Below are 14,606 nucleotides of genomic sequence, written 5' to 3' on the forward strand. Positions count from 1 at the left end.
ATCGAACGCCGTCGGCTCCCCGTTAGGTGAGGCGCGTTAGGACAGATGAGGTGCGGTCGATTGCTCGGCCGCACCTCCCCCCATTACTGCCCTTCAACTTGTTGCCGCAAACACAACGAGCCACTGGGCTGAAGTCTAGAGACTGGAAGGCCATTAAACAAACCGTTCAACCGGTTTATGATCGATCGAGCTCGCGGGAAACCAGGTAGGCGGAAGAAAATTCAGCAAGAGCACTGCTGAACGTTTCGGGTTCGCGCCCGGATATCCGCCAGAGATGCTCAGAGGAGTACCAGTGATCCTTCGTCACCAAGTCAATCTGGTGGCCGCTGAATCCTGCGGCGCGCAGTGCAGAGCCGGCACGTTCATCATCTCCCAGAAACTTCGGGTACTCCATATCGAATATCCGGGCAACACTCTGCAGAAGGAATGACACCCGAACGGGTTCCGGATATGCGGCATGGAAGGCCCGTCCGGGTTGCCGAGGAGCCAGGGCAAGCCCGGAAACCAGTCCTCCCAGCGCCTCCACACCAATGAGCGAAAGCAGCGCCGAACCATCGCCCGGCCATCCCCCCGCCACTTCCAGCAGCTTGAGCAGCCCCGGAACAAACCAGCGGTCTCCCGCGCCGAACACGAGGTTGGGACGAACAACCTCGGCGCCATAGCCGAGAACCAACTGTTCAGCCGCCGCACGGCTGGCGCTGGCCACCGATGCCGGGTGATAGCCGGCCTCGGTTTCAAGGAGGCCGCGGTGCGGGCCGCTTCCGTAAACACTGCAGGTGCTGACATAGATCAGCCGGTCAACTCCGGCTTGCCGGCACTGCTCAATGACGTTGCGCGTGCCGATCTCGTTGATCGCATGGGCAAGACGAGGGTCGGAGCCCACATATGATGCTGCGTGGATGACGACATCCGTATCGGACAAGAAGGGGATCAGGCTCCCCGGCACGGAAATGTCGGCGGTCGCAATGGTAGCGTTATTGTTTCGTAGTCTTGCAACCGGTTTTCGTGAGAGTGCCACAACGTGCGCCTCTCCGGATCCGGCGAGTGAGGCTGCAACCCGGCTTCCAATGAAGCCTGACGAACCCAGGACCAGAACCCGGGGCACACGGTCAACACGTGTTGGCATGGCCCTCAACCGATCCTCAGGGTTCGTCAGATTCATGTACTCAAGTATCCCGGACGCAGAAACCGGAGAGGTCTCCACGCTGATCATGCAACAACGTGCCAAAGCCACCCGAACAGCAGTAATTGAGGGAGCAGCGTCGATCTTTGAAGAGGTCGGCTACGGAAATGCAAGCCTGAGCGACGTCACTGACCGCGCCTCGGTCACCAAAGGCGCGCTGTACTTCCATTTCAAGTCGAAGGAAGACCTGGCGCTTGCGGTCATCGCCGAACAGCACAACATCGTGCGTGTCGCGGGAGAGAAGATCGCCGCCGCGGGACTGCCCGCACTGGAGACCATGATCGCCATGTGCCGGACATTCGGGCAACAGCTACTCGACGAGCCCATTGTCAGGGCTGGAATCCGGCTGACATTTGAAGCTTCGGCGTTCAATGGAGACGTCAAAGGTCCCTACCAGGACTGGGTCACGACCATGGAGATGCTGACGCGCCAGGCTCAACTGGAAGGTGACGTGCGGCCCGAAGTTGATGCCGCGGATTTCGCACGGTATTTGGTTGCGTCTTTCACGGGCGTCCAGATGGTTTCCAACGTGCTGACCGAACGGCGCGACGTTCTCAAGCGGATCGACGACATGTGGCGTTTCATGATGCCCGCGATCGCGCCGATTCACCCGCAGGGCTCAGTGACCCCGTGAACTAGCGCGGACTTTTGACCCGAGCCAACAAGGACATGAGGATGTCTTCCTGGTGCAACAACCGGACCCTCATCACACCGAGGGCATTATGTGGTTCGAGCTGTGTCACAGCAACATCCACGGGATAGCTGAACTCGACCAACTTCATGAATTCCGCCTCAAACAGGGCAAAATCGGCATCCGGGCGGGAAGACGCTGCGCGCACAGCTTGCCTCGCGGCTTCAACCAGAAGCATTCCCGGGACATGGTCCAGGGGATGGTCAAAGAAGATGGGGTGGGTTGGATCAACCCGCAGCGGCCAGACGGACGGGCGCGAACTTTGCCCGAGCATCACGTTCCGCTGGGTGGCATGCCCGACGTCGGCACATGCCAGCAAGTCTTCGCCGGCCCCGGGAAGCACAGGGGGGACCGCGCCGCGAAATCGCTCGTACGTGGCAGGATTCACAATGCGGGCAGCCGCCGCACCTTCCCCGATGGGAGTGCCATCAACGACGAACCGCGCAGACACAGTCAGGGCCGACAGCTGCCCTCCGCTGAGCTTCATATCCTTCACGTCAAGCTCGACAGCAACCTGCGCGGGCACCAGGGGATCCAAGGCCGTGGGTTCCACCGAGATGCTCATGTGCGGCATGAGGAACTTGTGCGTGAGGGGCACTCCGCACAAGTGGGACAAAAAGATCACTGCCTGCCTCAACGTCTCGGCCATGAGGGCCGAATCCGGGGAACCGTCCGGCGATCCATAAAAGACATGCCATCGCGGCCATTGCGCCCCCGCAACGAACCGCCTGGAACTTGATTGAACAAAGTCAGTCAAGAAGACTTCCGAAACGGAGCGCTTATGAACGAGCTCCCGATTGACGGAAGCCTCGAAGAGCGCTTCATCGCGCATTGGGTCCCCCCACTCCTCCCAGGATCTGCTGGAGCAACGATCGCTGCTGTTGCGCCCCCATTAAACGCCCAAATCCTATCGGCAAGCCGGGCCCATGGAGCTATCGGAGGGAGTGAACCGGCCCCAAATTGACATACCTACTGGTCGGTTTGTAGTTTGGCTATATGGAGATAGGCGATACCGGCAGCACGCCCAAGGGCGCAGCCACGCGTAGTGAGATCCTTCGGGTTGCCGCGGATGTTTTTGCGCGCAAGGGTTTCGAGCAGACCCGGATGGACGACATCATCCGCGAAGTCGGGCTCACGAAGGGGGCCATCTACTTCCATTTCTCCTCGAAGGCAATGTTGGCCCAGGCCGTCGTCGACGAGCAAAAGGCACGTTGGCTGCGCCGTGTCCACGAGGAAATTCTCAGCAAGAACAACCCTCTGGAGGAGTTGCGCCATCTCGGGGAGTTCATGGTCAGGACAGTCCTGAGCGACACATCCGCGTGGGGCGTGGTGCATTTGGCGAATCAACTGGCATCCACGAAGGAGCACCCCGGCGGAGCCTCCCCGCTGGCCGCATGGGTGGATCTCGTCGCCGACATTCTTCAACGGGGCCGCGCAAGCGGCGTCTTGACGTTTTCAGGCGATCCCGGCGACGCGGCAACGGTTATCGTGGCCGCATTCGATGGGTTGAAGTCGGTCACCGACGCCCTTGACCCCAAAGATCTCGATGCCTTCGAGCGACGCGCGACCCTACTACTGCAGCTCCTCGAGCAGCAGTTCATTTCCAGCGAGTAGCGCAGCAAACCAAGAGCCAAAGACTTCGACGCGTAGCCAAAAAACAAACCGCACAGTCAGTTTATTAGGAGTAGAAATGAATATTTCAGCCAAAACAGCCCTCATCACTGGAGCGTCTACCGGCATTGGCTCAGTCTTTGCCCGAAGGCTGGCCGCAGAGGGCGCACGCTTGATCCTGGTTGCGCGCAGCCAGGACAAACTTGACGCGCTTGCGGATGAACTTCGCGGGCTCGGCACCGAAGTGACCGTCCTGGCCATGGACTTGAGCCTGCCGGACTCCGCAAAGGAACTCCAGCTCACCACCGATTCCCTGGGACTCACAGTGGACATCCTGGTCAATAACGCGGGATTCGGAACACACGGACAAGTTCTCGACGCAGACGCCGATCGCTATGCAGAACAGATCCAGTTGAACTGCTCCACCTTGGTCGGTACCACCACGCGCTACCTGCCCGGTATGGTTGAGCGCGGCGCGGGGACCATCATCAACATCGCGAGTACGGCCGCATTCCAGCCGATACCCCACATGGCCGTCTACGGGGCCACAAAGGCCTTCGTACTCTCGTTCACCCAAGCGCTGTGGGCAGAGACGCAAGGAACGGGCGTGAAAGTCCTGGCCGTGTGCCCGGGGGCTACGGACACACCGTTCTTTGAAGTCGCCGGCGAGGCTGCAGCCGCTGGATCCATGCGGACCCCGGGACAAGTCGTGGACACCGCCATGTCCGCGATTCGCGGGAACAAGCCAAGCGTTGTGGATGGCCGGCTCAACTCCTTTGTTGCCCGGGTAGCCGTCAAGCTGCTCCCGGAGAAGCTTGTGATCGCGGCCGCGGGACGAGCCGTGCGCCCGGCCAACTAGTCCCACGGCCAACTAGTCGCACGCCCAACCAACTCGCAGTAGGTGTCGTTTTGAGCGCCCAAAACGGCATCTACTGCCAGCCACTTGGGCTGCCACGCGAAAATGGGCAGCCCTGCGATCAGGTTCCCTGGATGATTCCGATCTGGACTACTCCCGTGTTGACCAGTGTCTTGGCCAAGTAGACAACCTGGCCGGAGTGCTCCACGGTCTGAGTCAGAATCAGCACCGGATCCTTGGCATCCAGCTCAAGCAGCTCGCCTCGGGCGACGCCCGGGGTGCCCGCAGCAATGTCGGTCTCGCCGGGACCAAAGGCCGGCCCAACAGCCGTGATCAAGTTAGCCAGGAGCGTAGCCTCCCCCCCTGCGTCGTCCACAATGGCCCGTGCCGCTTCAGGGTCACGATCAATGAGCCCCCCCTTGCTTGCGACATGCTCTTGGACTAAGGCAATAGGTGAGCCATCCCGTCTGAGGACGCTCTCGAAGAACCAGGAGGGCTCCTCTTCGCGGATTCCGAGGGGCTCTGCGGTGAACACCGACGACGACGGGTGGAGTACGTGCTGCGTACGGCTGACCTGGATAGCGGAGCCGGCCTCCGCCAAAATCTCTTCCATCGGCCTGATCCGTTCAAGGCCGACCCGCGGCAGGCGGGTAGCCACAAAGCGTCCAATGCCCCGGCGGGACCGTACGTATCCGTCTTCCTCGAGGAGCATGAGCGCCTCACGGACCACCGTCCGGCTGACCTTCATCGCCGAACCCAGGTCCGTTTCCGAAGGCAATAGCGACGAAACGGGAAAGTGCCCCGCCCTGATTGCGTTCATGATGCGCGAGTAAACGGCAACGCGGAGCGGGATGTTGGCGGTTGCATCCAACGGCTCCGAAAGAACGGCCTCAGCACTGCGGTCCAAGATGGCTCCCTTCGTCGATATTGAGAGTTTACGCGATTGGTATTCCGAGCTTGTATAACAAGCGTGTATGATTCACATATAAGCCATCTTGTGCTCTGCGCCACACCTGCATCGAGCCGCCCCCGAAGCCGTTTTGTTTCAAACAAGGAAGTTTGTCCATGACAACCCAAGCCACCAACACCGCAGGGCTCCCTGTCCGGCGAAAAGCAGCCCGAGTGCCTGTCCTCATCGCCACGCTCATCCTTTCGATCCTCAGTTACCAGCTCAACGCCAGCCTGTTCTCGGCGGCCCTGCCGGCCATGGCCGCCCATTTCCAGGAATCCACGGAAAACGTGGCCAAGGTCCAGTCGCTGTTCTTCCTGACCGGCGCCGTCCTGGGTATGGCATTTTCCCGATGGAGCGACTTCCTGGGACGCCGCCGGACCCTGTTGATCGTCCTCTCCCTCATGTTGTGCGGCACGGTCCTATGCCTTTTGGCGCCGAACCTGACCGTTCTTCTCGTGGGCAGGGTCCTGCAGAGTGCCACGAGCGCCACGTTCACCATTTCTTTCCTGCTCTTGTCCGAGCGCTTCAGCAAACGCCTCTTCGGCATTTCCGTCGGCGTCATTTCGGCGGTCAACGGCGGCATCGGCGGGCTCGACGGCTTCCTGGGCGGATTCATCACCGACACCATCGGCTGGCAGTTCCTCTTTGTCCTGGTCCTCGCCGTGGGCGTGCTGGCGATCGTGCTGGTCGCCGTCGTGGTCCCGAAGAGGCCCGCCCGGACACGGGAGGGACGCATGGACTGGTGGGGCGCGGGCACCCTGGGCACGTTCCTGGTTCTCTTGAGCAACCTGATCGGACAGGCTTCCACTTCCGGATGGGGCGATGTCTGGACCCTCGGCTATCTCGCCGGCGCACTGATTGCCGGGCTGGCGTTCGTGGCCGTGGAAAGGCGGGTGGCGCGTCCGCTGATCGCGATCGAGCAATTGCGGTCCCGCCAAGTATGGCCGGTCTTGGCGAGCACGGTGCTGACACTTGCCGGCATCTTCTCGGCGTTGAACTTCACCGTGATCCTCCTGAGCCAGGACGCACGAGCCGGATACGGACTGTCCGCTTCCATGTCAGCCCTCCTGTACCTGACGCCCACAGCCTTCGTGGGCGTGCTCACTGCAGTGTTCTCCGGCTGGTTCGCGCAGCGGATCGGCTGGTTCAAGGCCCTGCGGATCAGCAGCGGGCTGATCGTCGTTGCAGCAGTAGCGGTCGCAATCTTTGCCGCGGACCGCTGGATGGTCTTCGCCCTGCTGATCATCATGGGAGTCCTCTATCTCGGCCAGTTCCAGAGCACCGTCAGCGGCATCGCCGTGTTGAATTCACCCAAATCGGCGCCGGGTTCCGTGCCCGGCCTGAATGGGGCATGCTTTGGAATCGGAGCCAGTGTGGGAATCGCCGTCGTCGCACCCGCCGTCGCCGCCGGAACCATCGCCGGCTACCAAACTGCCCTGTGGATCTCGGCGGGCTTCGCCCTCGCAGCCTTTGCTGCTTCCCTGGTCCTCCGGCCTGTCGCTGCGAGCGCCGCAGCGGCACCCGCCGTCGTCGTCGCCCATGCCTAAGCCCGAACCCACGTCACCACATCCACGAAGGAGCACCATGACCACCACCACACCGCAGCCGTTCTATCTCGATTGCGATACCGGCATCGACGATTCCCTCGCAATCGCCTATCTTCTGGCGAGCCCCGAGGTGGAGCTGGCCGGGATCGGAACGGTCAGCGGAAACGTCAGCGCCGCGACCGGGGCCGTCAACACCTTGAACCTGCTGCACGCTGCCGGCAGGGCCGCGATCCCGGTTGCCGTGGGTGCCCACGATCCCCTCGTGGGAACGTTCGACGGCGGAGCGCCGCACGTTCACGGCGAGAACGGCATCGGCGGGGTCACCTTGGAAGACTCCGGACTGACATTCGAATCAGAGACCGCCGCGGAGATGCTCGTGCGGCTCGCCAATGAGCACCCGGGTGAGTTGCGGGTCATCGCCGTCGGTCCGCTCACCAATCTGGCCCTCGCGCTGAAGCTGGACCCGAAGCTCCCGGCACTCGTCCGCGATGTCACCATCATGGGTGGGGCCGCGTTTGTGCCGGGCAACATCAGCCCTGTCGCCGAAGCCAACATCTTCAATGACGCAGAGGCGGCGGCCGTGGTGACGGAGGCCGATTGGCCGGTGACCTTGGTTCCCTTGGACGTCACCATGAACCACCGCTTCGATGAGGCCCATCGCGCGGCCCTTGCGACAGCCGGGCATCCGGTGGCCAGCGCACTCTCCGGCATGCTCGTCCAGTACTTCGCCTTTTACAACACCATTTTCGGTGAGCATTGCGCCGCCCTCCACGATCCGCTAGCAGCGGCAATCGCCGTGGGTGCCCTCGAGCTGGACGACGCCCCGCACGTCGGAATCTCCGTGGACACGAGCACGGGTGCGGCTCATGGCCAGACCCGCTGTGAGCGTCTCGACGGCGGAGCCGCCAGCGCGCGGAAGGTACCGGAACGGGCGTCCCGGGTTGTGCTGTCCGTCAAGGGCGACGCCGCGGCGCACCTCCTGGAGCGGATCCTGTCCTTGCCCGCGACGAACTAAAGGGGCTTTTGATGAACACTTCTTCTTCGCCCACCGGGCCCAGCCAGGCCGACCTCGAGTTGCTGCACCGCGCCGTTTCCCTCGCGCGGGCAGCCCGGGATCGCGGCGACCATCCGTTCGGCGCACTCCTGTTGGCCCCGGACGGAACCATCGTGGAAGCCATGAACACCGTCAACACGGAACACGATCCCACCGGGCATGCCGAGACGAATCTGGTCCGCCTGAGCGCCAAAACGCTCGATGCCGGGGCATTGGCCGGCAGCACCCTGTACACCAGCACCGAACCGTGTGCCATGTGCACGGGCGCGATCTACTGGGCAGGAATCGGACGCGTGGTCTATGCCTTGTCCGAGAAGGACCTTGCCTCGATCGTCACCGAGCAGTCGGGTGTGCCCACCCTTGACCTGCCCTGCCGCGAAGTCCTTGCCCACGGCGGCGGAAATGTCACCGTAACGGGCCCTGTTCCGCTTCCCGAGGCAACAGAGGTCCACCTCGGGTTCTGGCACTAGACCGGAAACCCAACACCGCCATCCCGCACCATCCCCGAAGGACAACCCATGCCTATCCCCACCACGCTCACAGTCGTTGGCAGCCTCAACGTCGATCTCACGTGCCGCGTCCACCGCCTGCCCTCCCCTGGTGAAACCATCGGCGGAGGCACCCTTACCCGTCAGCCCGGCGGAAAAGGAGGCAACCAAGCGGCGGCTGCTGCGAGGCTGGCAGGTGGGGCCCGCATGGTGGGCGCCGTTGGCGAGGACCCGGACGGCCGGCTTCTCATGGAGGCCCTGGACCGGGCAGGGGTTGATGTTGCGGCAGTGGAACAGGTATCCGCGCCCACGGGCACGGCGTTGATCGTGATCGACAGCGACGGCGAAAACCAGATCGCCGTCGCACCTGGAGCCAACACGCTGGTCTCGCTGGACCGCGCCGAGCTCTCCGACGGCGGCCCCGTGCTTGCGCAACTGGAGATCGCCGTCGACGCCGTGCTGGAAGCCGCGCGCCGCACCACCGGGTTCTTCGCCCTCAATGCGGCCCCGGCACAGGCACTCCCGGCAGAACTTTTGGAACGGTGCGACCTGGTGATCGTCAACGAGTCCGAGTACGAGCTCATCCCCGAACTCCGGAGCGCCAAACGCGTGGCCGTTACCTACGGTGCGGGCGGGGCGTCGATGTACAGGCAAGGGGTCAAGACCGCCCATGCGCCCGCGAGCAAGACGAGCGTTGTCAACAGCGTGGGGGCCGGCGACGCCTTCTGTGCGGCCCTGGTGCTGGCACTTGCATCGGGCCTTGATGAGGAAAGCAGCCTCGCGGCGGCCTGCGCGGTGGGAGCCGCCGCCGTCGCGAGCGAGCTTTCCCAACCGGAGTTCGAGCGGCTGGAACACTACCTGGGGATCTAAGGATCCGAACTTGAGATCCGCCCGATGTGCGCGACACCGCCCGGCAACAGCGAACCGCGGGCCGCACCTACCATGCCTTCCACCGCGCGGGCCAGATGCGTACCGCGGTCACTGACGCCGTCCCAGCGCACCAGCGCCTGGGCATTCAGGCCGTCCACCATGCCCAGGATCTGCCAGGCGACCGACGGAGCGTCGAACGTGTCGAACTCACGGGATTCGATCCCTGCCTCGACGACGCGCTGCACCACTGCCTGCCATGCATCCATCTGCTCACGGACGCAGGCTGCGAGCGCCTCGTTCCTGCGCCCTAGGGTCCACGCCTCCACCCAGATTGCAGTGACATCGAGCCGGCTGCCGTCCATAAGCGTTTCGAGGAGCATCCCGAGTTTTTCCAAGGGAGTCGGCAGCCTCTCCAGAAGGCCCGCGACCTCCTCGGTCTCCGCCGCCACGATGGTCGCAAAGGTGCCCGCCACGAGGGCCTCCACATTGGGTTCGTAATGCGCGACGAGCCCCGAGGCCACGCCCACCCGCGCTGCCACATTGCGCAGCGTAATGGCGGAAAGCCCTTGCTCAAGCGCTATTTCCCGGGCGGCCTCGGCTATTTCGGCCGCGCGTTCGGCCGGCGTCTTCCGGGCAGCGCGTTTCTGTATGGTGCTTGACATCACAGAACAGTCTAAAGTAGTTTTCTTCTTATTGATCATGCGATCAACAAGATCCATCAGCCGCACCGAAGGCAAGGACGCCCTGGTTCCGCGGCTACAACCTCACAACACAGAGGAGAATTCCATGGCCTGGAGAATGCCAGCCGAAACCGCCCCCCACGACCGCACCTGGATGGCGTTCCCCCGCACCGGCCTGACCTTGGGCGACGACGCCGCTTCGGCGGAAGAAGCGTACGCGGCCTGGACCGCCGTCGCCCACGCGGTGTCCGAGTTCGAGCCCGTCACCATGGTGGTCGACCCCAGCGAACGGGACCGGGCCAGCCGCATGCTCGGCGCCGGAATCGAACAGTTTGAGGCGCCCCTCGACGAATTCTGGATGCGCGACGTCGGAGCAACGTTCGTCGTCGACGACGAGCGCCCCGGTGTGCTCGGCGCAGTCGACTGGATCTTCAACGGCTGGGGCGCACCGGCCTGGTCCGAATGGCAGAAGAGCGCCGGCATGGCCAGCTTTATCGCCGAAGCGTCCGGCGCGGAACTGGTCACTTCGCTGCTGGTCAACGAAGGCGGCGCCATCCACGTCGACGGTGAAGGCACCGTCCTCGTCACCGAAACCGTCCAGCTGGATCCGCACCGGAACCCCCACGCGGACAAGGCACGAGTCGAAGCGGAACTCTCACGCACGCTGGGCACTACCCACACCGTGTGGGTACCGCGGGGCCTCACGCGTGACTACGAGGACCTCGGCACGCGCGGCCACATCGATATGGTGGCCACGCTTCCCTCCCCCGGCCGGGTCCTGCTGCACTCGCAGACCAATCCCGAACACCCCGATTTCGAGGTCAGCCGCTCCCTGCAGCGGTTCTTCGAAACCCAGGAGGACGCCGCCGGCAAACCTTTCGAGATCACGCTGCTTCCCGCGCCCGAGACCCTCCGCGACAAGGAAGGCTTCGTCGATTGGAGCTACGTGAACCACCTTGTGGTCAACGGTGGGGTCATTGCTTGCGGCTATGGCGAAGAGCGGGCCGACGCCCTGGCCGCGGAAATCCTGGCCGAGGCCTACCCGGGCCGCCGCGTCGTCACCGTGGATGCCCGGCCGATCCTCGCCCGGGGCGGGGGAATCCACTGCATCACGCAGCAGCAGCCCACACTCAACGGGCAGGCTGCACGATGAGCCGCTTCGACGTCGTCGAGGCCTCAATTGCACAGTTGCGCGCAGCACTGGAAGCCGGTGAGGTGACCAGCGAGGAACTCACCCAGGCGTATCTGGACCGCATCGACGCCTACGACCGCAACGGCATCACGTTGAACGCGCTTGTTGTCATGAACCCCGAAGCTCTCGCAGATGCCCGGGCCTCCGACGAGCGCCGGGCAAGCGGCGCCACCCACGGGCCCCTCGACGGCATTCCGTACACCGCCAAGGATAGCTACCTGGCCAAAGGGCTCACGGCCGCCGCGGGCTCCCCCGCGTTCGAAAACCTCATCGCCCAACGCGATGCCTTCACCATCGAACGCCTCCGCGCGGCAGGCGCCGTGCTCATCGGACTGACCAACATGCCGCCCATGGCCAACGGCGGCATGCAGCGCGGGGTCTACGGACGCGCCGAGAGCCCCTACAACGGCGCTTTCCTCACCGCGGCTTTCGGTTCCGGCTCCTCGAACGGCTCGGGAACCGCGACCGCGGCGAGCTTCGGAGCCTTCGGCCTGGGCGAGGAGACCTGGTCCAGTGGCCGCGCGCCGGCGTCGAACAATGCCTTGTGCGCGTACACGCCCTCGCGAGGAGTCATTTCAGTGCGCGGCAACTGGCCGCTGGTCCCCACCATGGATGTCGTGGTGCCCCACACGCGGTCCATGGCCGACCTCCTGGAACTGCTGGATGTCATTGTTGCCGACGACGCCGAAACCCGCGGCGACTTCTGGCGCGCGCAGCCGTGGGTTGAGATCCCGGCCGCGTCCCGGGTCCGTCCGGCCTCGTACCCGACGCTGGCACCATCCGACGTCGACGGCGCGCGCTCGGCTTTGAAGGGCAAACGCTTCGGGGTGCCGCGCATGTACATCAACGCGGACCCCGACGCCGGGACCAGCGAGACTCCTGGCATCGGCGGACCCACCGGCCAGCGAATCGACACGCGCGCTTCCGTGCTGGAACTGTGGGAGGCGGCCCGGCGCGACCTCGAATCCGCCGGTGCCGACGTGGTGTTGGTGGACTTCCCCGTGGTTTCCAACTACGAAGGCGACCGCCCGGGAGCGCCCACCATCGCCACCCGCGGATTGGTCAGCCCGGAGTTCCTCCGGCGGGAAATCGTCGACCTCTCGGCGTGGGCGTGGGACGACTTCCTCTCGGCCAACGGGGACCCGGCACTCAACAGCCTCGCCGACGTCGAAGGCAGCGCGATTTTCCCGCACCCGGAAGGGGCGCTCCCCGACCGCTATGACGGATTCGACGACGATATCGCCGACTACCCGGCGCACATCCGCACGCACGCGGTTGCTTCCGTCACCGACATCCCGCTCCTCGAAGAAGGCCTCCGCGGACTCGAAGAGACCCGGCGGGTGGACCTCGAGGAATGGATGGACGGCCTCCGCCTGGATGCGGTCATCTTCCCCGCCGCCGCCGACGTCGGACCAGCCGACATGGACGTCAACAAATCCTCAGCCGATCTCGGATGGCGCAACGGCGTATGGGTGGCCAACGGCAACCTCGTTCCGCGGCATCTCGGGATCCCGACAGTCACCGTGCCGATGGGAACCATGAGCGATACCGGCATGCCCGTGGGGCTCACGTTTGCCGGCCGCGCCTACGACGACACCGCGCTGCTGGCCCTGGCTGCGGCCTTTGAAGCAACAGGCGAGCGCCGCACCGTTCCCCCGCGCACACCGCGGCTCGACTGACCGATCAGGTGGACTCGTCGTCGAAAGGGGCCTTCTGCCCGGCCGCCAAACGCACAACCGGGCGGGCAGGAGGCTGCACCTGGGTTGAGATGGCAGGCTCCGGAAGCGGTTCGTCCTCGAGGAGGGCTTCACGGATGATGCGGCGGGGATCGTATTGGCGCGGATCCATTTTCCGCCAATCGATGTCCTCGAATTCCGGACCGAGTTCCTGGCGGAGCTTTTCCTGCGCGCCGGAGGCCATGCGCCGCAATTCGCGGATAAGCCGCCCCAGCTTCCTCGCATACTCCGGAAGCTTGGTGGGTCCGAGGACCAAAACGGCAATGATCAGGAGAAGGGCAACCTTCTCGACCGAAATATCGATCATGGCTCCATTCTAAATCCACCGCCCGGTCGCTCCGGGCGGCGACGGGCTTATGAGATCGCGTACAGCGCGACGGCAAGTCCAGCCGCCATCAGCGCCTCGCGGACACCCTTCAATCGGGGCACAGCGTGCGATTTGCTCTCGACCGGCATCGCGAACGTGCCCAACACCCACCCCGTTGCGGCGAAGAGCATGAGCAGCGCGCCCATGATGTCGGCAAGGATGATTCCCAGTTGGTGTCCCGGATGATCCGACACCGATCCGGCTCCACTCGACGCGGAGAGCAGTACCCAGCCCGAAAGAGCCGCCATGCCTGCGCCATAGATCGCCGACCATCGCCCTGTCCCGGCTGTTCCCGCTGTCCGTGGCCCTTGGTACACGATCCTGACGGCGAACAGGAGGAAGACAAGGCCAATCGCCGCTCCCAGCGGGACCACACCCAGCGGAGCCCATCCGAGCCCTACCGCCGCCATGGCCGCGGCCAATATCCCTGCGGCGGCCGCGTCAATCCGGGCCGCCACACTCTTGGCGCGGAGGATGGCTCCGAACCCCAACACAGCCGCTGCCCCGAAAAGCAGCACGAGCGCGCTTACAACAAACCAACCTCGGAACATACCCTGCCAATCCTCCTGCGCGCTTCCGGTTGAAACCCACCCGCAGTCATATCACTTGCGGATGGGAGAACGCTGCATGCTGCGTCTAAATACCGAAACTTCCAAGAATCGCGAGGCCGAGCCGAGCTGCGATGAATGCGTACAGATCAGCGCTGGAACAGCATCGAAATGACTCCGGAGTGGACAATGATTGTGGCCCCAAGCGCGACATACACCACGGGTATAACCCAGTTTCCGGCCCAGCGGCAGATCTCGCCCACCTTCGGGTGCGCGGTCAGCCAGTAGCCCGCGGCACACCACACCGCCACCATCACCGCGAACGTCAGCCCCGTCACCACCGAAGCAGGCGGTTCCAGCGAGTGGAACAGCGGAATGTATACGGAGATGTTGTCTCCGCCGTTGGCCACTGTCACCGCGACAACCACGGGCACCGTCAACGAGCGGGGCTTCGGTGGATCTCCGGACGGGCGGGCAACCTTAATTAAGGCGTAACAGCCCAAGACAAGCGGCACGAGGCCGAGGAATCCCACCCACTCCACCGGGACAGGAGTGAGCGCCAATGCCGCTGCGGCCGCCGCACCGGTCAGCATTCCGATGCCGATGTACTGGCCTACCCAAATTCTCCAGAGTCTTGGCACCGGGCGCGTCCTGGCTGACAAGAAGAGAACGGACAGGACCAGGAGGTCATCGAGGTTTGTCGCCGCAAAGGCTCCAGCCGCTGTCAGCACCGTGCCGCCCAGATCTTCCATCGCTGATGACACTACCGCTTGGAGCCTGCGCTCTTGCGCGGACCGCACCGGCTGGCGCCATCGACTCCGCCGTGGCAGC

16 protein-coding genes are annotated in these 14,606 nt (G+C 63.9%); 9 read left to right on the forward strand and 7 right to left on the reverse strand.

Annotated features, from left to right (window positions below):
• Window positions 1-175: 175 nt before the first annotated feature.
• Window positions 176-1,213 (reverse strand): NAD-dependent epimerase/dehydratase family protein, encoded by a 1,038-nt coding sequence (locus QRN52_RS20475; protein WP_350225166.1) that lies wholly within the window; start codon window positions 1,211-1,213, stop codon window positions 176-178.
• On the opposite strand from QRN52_RS20475, the gene QRN52_RS20480 reads away from it, so the two are divergent.
• A complete protein-coding gene (locus QRN52_RS20480; RefSeq protein ID WP_284755402.1) occupies window positions 1,161-1,817 on the forward strand; it encodes a ScbR family autoregulator-binding transcription factor in 657 nt (218 codons plus the stop codon). The genes QRN52_RS20475 and QRN52_RS20480 overlap by 53 nt on opposite strands.
• Window position 1,818: 1 nt before the next feature.
• Here the strand turns inward: QRN52_RS20480 and QRN52_RS20485 are convergent, their stop codons facing one another.
• A complete protein-coding gene (locus QRN52_RS20485; protein ID WP_284755404.1) occupies window positions 1,819-2,706 on the reverse strand; it encodes a ScbA/BarX family gamma-butyrolactone biosynthesis protein in 888 nt (295 codons plus the stop codon).
• Window positions 2,707-2,870: 164 nt separating this feature from the next.
• Here QRN52_RS20485 and QRN52_RS20490 point away from each other — a divergent pair, with 164 nt between their 5' ends.
• The gene (locus QRN52_RS20490) at window positions 2,871-3,488 is read left to right on the forward strand and encodes a TetR family transcriptional regulator (protein WP_284755406.1); all 618 of its coding nucleotides are present in this window, start codon (window positions 2,871-2,873) and stop codon (window positions 3,486-3,488) included.
• A 76-nt stretch (window positions 3,489-3,564) separates the two neighbouring features.
• On the forward strand, window positions 3,565-4,344 hold the full coding sequence (locus tag QRN52_RS20495) for an SDR family NAD(P)-dependent oxidoreductase (protein ID WP_284755407.1): 780 nt from the start codon (window positions 3,565-3,567) through the stop codon (window positions 4,342-4,344).
• Window positions 4,345-4,462: 118 nt separating this feature from the next.
• On the opposite strand, the gene QRN52_RS20500 is transcribed toward QRN52_RS20495, so the two are convergent.
• The gene (locus QRN52_RS20500) at window positions 4,463-5,248 is read right to left on the reverse strand and encodes a GntR family transcriptional regulator (RefSeq protein ID WP_284755409.1); all 786 of its coding nucleotides are present in this window, start codon (window positions 5,246-5,248) and stop codon (window positions 4,463-4,465) included.
• Window positions 5,249-5,406: 158 nt separating this feature from the next.
• Here QRN52_RS20500 and QRN52_RS20505 point away from each other — a divergent pair, with 158 nt between their 5' ends.
• From QRN52_RS20505 to QRN52_RS20520, 4 genes are read left to right on the forward strand one after another with little or no spacing between them, the layout of a single operon-like run.
• Window positions 5,407-6,840: an MFS transporter gene (locus QRN52_RS20505; protein ID WP_284755411.1), complete on the forward strand. Its 1,434-nt coding sequence runs from the start codon at window positions 5,407-5,409 to the stop codon at window positions 6,838-6,840.
• 37 nt (window positions 6,841-6,877) lie between these two features.
• Window positions 6,878-7,855, forward strand: a complete 978-nt coding sequence (locus QRN52_RS20510; RefSeq protein ID WP_284755413.1) for a nucleoside hydrolase — start codon at window positions 6,878-6,880, stop codon at window positions 7,853-7,855.
• Window positions 7,856-7,866: 11 nt separating this feature from the next.
• On the forward strand, window positions 7,867-8,364 hold the full coding sequence (locus tag QRN52_RS20515) for a nucleoside deaminase (protein ID WP_284755414.1): 498 nt from the start codon (window positions 7,867-7,869) through the stop codon (window positions 8,362-8,364).
• Window positions 8,365-8,412: 48 nt separating this feature from the next.
• A complete protein-coding gene (locus tag QRN52_RS20520) occupies window positions 8,413-9,252 on the forward strand; it encodes a PfkB family carbohydrate kinase (RefSeq protein WP_284755416.1) in 840 nt (279 codons plus the stop codon).
• Here the strand turns inward: QRN52_RS20520 and QRN52_RS20525 are convergent.
• Entirely contained in the window at window positions 9,249-9,914 is a 666-nt protein-coding gene (locus tag QRN52_RS20525) for a TetR/AcrR family transcriptional regulator (protein WP_284755417.1), read from the reverse strand. The two genes, QRN52_RS20520 and QRN52_RS20525, sit on opposite strands and share 4 nt — an antisense overlap.
• 124 nt (window positions 9,915-10,038) lie before the next feature.
• On the opposite strand from QRN52_RS20525, the gene QRN52_RS20530 reads away from it, so the two are divergent.
• Window positions 10,039-11,085, forward strand: coding sequence for an agmatine deiminase family protein (locus QRN52_RS20530; protein WP_284755418.1), 1,047 nt, complete (start codon window positions 10,039-10,041; stop codon window positions 11,083-11,085).
• A complete protein-coding gene (locus QRN52_RS20535) occupies window positions 11,082-12,803 on the forward strand; it encodes an amidase (RefSeq protein WP_284755419.1) in 1,722 nt (573 codons plus the stop codon). Before QRN52_RS20530 ends, QRN52_RS20535 begins: the two co-directional genes overlap by 4 nt.
• Before the next feature lie 4 nt (window positions 12,804-12,807).
• On the opposite strand, the gene QRN52_RS20540 is transcribed toward QRN52_RS20535, so the two are convergent.
• From QRN52_RS20540 to QRN52_RS20550, 3 genes are all read right to left on the reverse strand, one after another.
• The gene (locus QRN52_RS20540) at window positions 12,808-13,167 is read right to left on the reverse strand and encodes a sec-independent translocase (protein ID WP_284755420.1); all 360 of its coding nucleotides are present in this window, start codon (window positions 13,165-13,167) and stop codon (window positions 12,808-12,810) included.
• Window positions 13,168-13,214: 47 nt separating this feature from the next.
• Window positions 13,215-13,778: a hypothetical protein gene (locus QRN52_RS20545; RefSeq protein ID WP_284755422.1), complete on the reverse strand. Its 564-nt coding sequence runs from the start codon at window positions 13,776-13,778 to the stop codon at window positions 13,215-13,217.
• 146 nt (window positions 13,779-13,924) lie between these two features.
• A complete protein-coding gene (locus tag QRN52_RS20550) occupies window positions 13,925-14,539 on the reverse strand; it encodes a cadmium resistance transporter (protein ID WP_284755425.1) in 615 nt (204 codons plus the stop codon).
• Window positions 14,540-14,606 lie beyond the last annotated feature (67 nt).

Origin of the sequence: Arthrobacter sp. efr-133-R2A-120 (genome assembly GCF_030209835.1) — a bacterium.
In the GTDB taxonomy this organism is placed as follows: domain Bacteria; phylum Actinomycetota; class Actinomycetes; order Actinomycetales; family Micrococcaceae; genus Arthrobacter.

Coding starts and splice junctions, on each gene's coding strand:
- QRN52_RS20510 (WP_284755413.1), top strand. CDS start 6,878: ATGACCACCACCACACCGCAGCCGTTCTATCTCGATTGCGATACCGGC.
- QRN52_RS20480 (WP_284755402.1), top strand. CDS start 1,161: ATGTACTCAAGTATCCCGGACGCAGAAACCGGAGAGGTCTCCACGCTG.
- QRN52_RS20545 (WP_284755422.1), bottom strand. CDS start 13,778: ATGTTCCGAGGTTGGTTTGTTGTAAGCGCGCTCGTGCTGCTTTTCGGG.
- QRN52_RS20535 (WP_284755419.1), top strand. CDS start 11,082: ATGAGCCGCTTCGACGTCGTCGAGGCCTCAATTGCACAGTTGCGCGCA.
- QRN52_RS20530 (WP_284755418.1), top strand. CDS start 10,039: ATGGCCTGGAGAATGCCAGCCGAAACCGCCCCCCACGACCGCACCTGG.
- QRN52_RS20525 (WP_284755417.1), bottom strand. CDS start 9,914: ATGTCAAGCACCATACAGAAACGCGCTGCCCGGAAGACGCCGGCCGAA.
- QRN52_RS20505 (WP_284755411.1), top strand. CDS start 5,407: ATGACAACCCAAGCCACCAACACCGCAGGGCTCCCTGTCCGGCGAAAA.
- QRN52_RS20485 (WP_284755404.1), bottom strand. CDS start 2,706: ATGCGCGATGAAGCGCTCTTCGAGGCTTCCGTCAATCGGGAGCTCGTT.
- QRN52_RS20520 (WP_284755416.1), top strand. CDS start 8,413: ATGCCTATCCCCACCACGCTCACAGTCGTTGGCAGCCTCAACGTCGAT.
- QRN52_RS20495 (WP_284755407.1), top strand. CDS start 3,565: ATGAATATTTCAGCCAAAACAGCCCTCATCACTGGAGCGTCTACCGGC.
- QRN52_RS20515 (WP_284755414.1), top strand. CDS start 7,867: ATGAACACTTCTTCTTCGCCCACCGGGCCCAGCCAGGCCGACCTCGAG.
- QRN52_RS20490 (WP_284755406.1), top strand. CDS start 2,871: ATGGAGATAGGCGATACCGGCAGCACGCCCAAGGGCGCAGCCACGCGT.
- QRN52_RS20540 (WP_284755420.1), bottom strand. CDS start 13,167: ATGATCGATATTTCGGTCGAGAAGGTTGCCCTTCTCCTGATCATTGCC.
- QRN52_RS20475 (WP_350225166.1), bottom strand. CDS start 1,213: ATGATCAGCGTGGAGACCTCTCCGGTTTCTGCGTCCGGGATACTTGAG.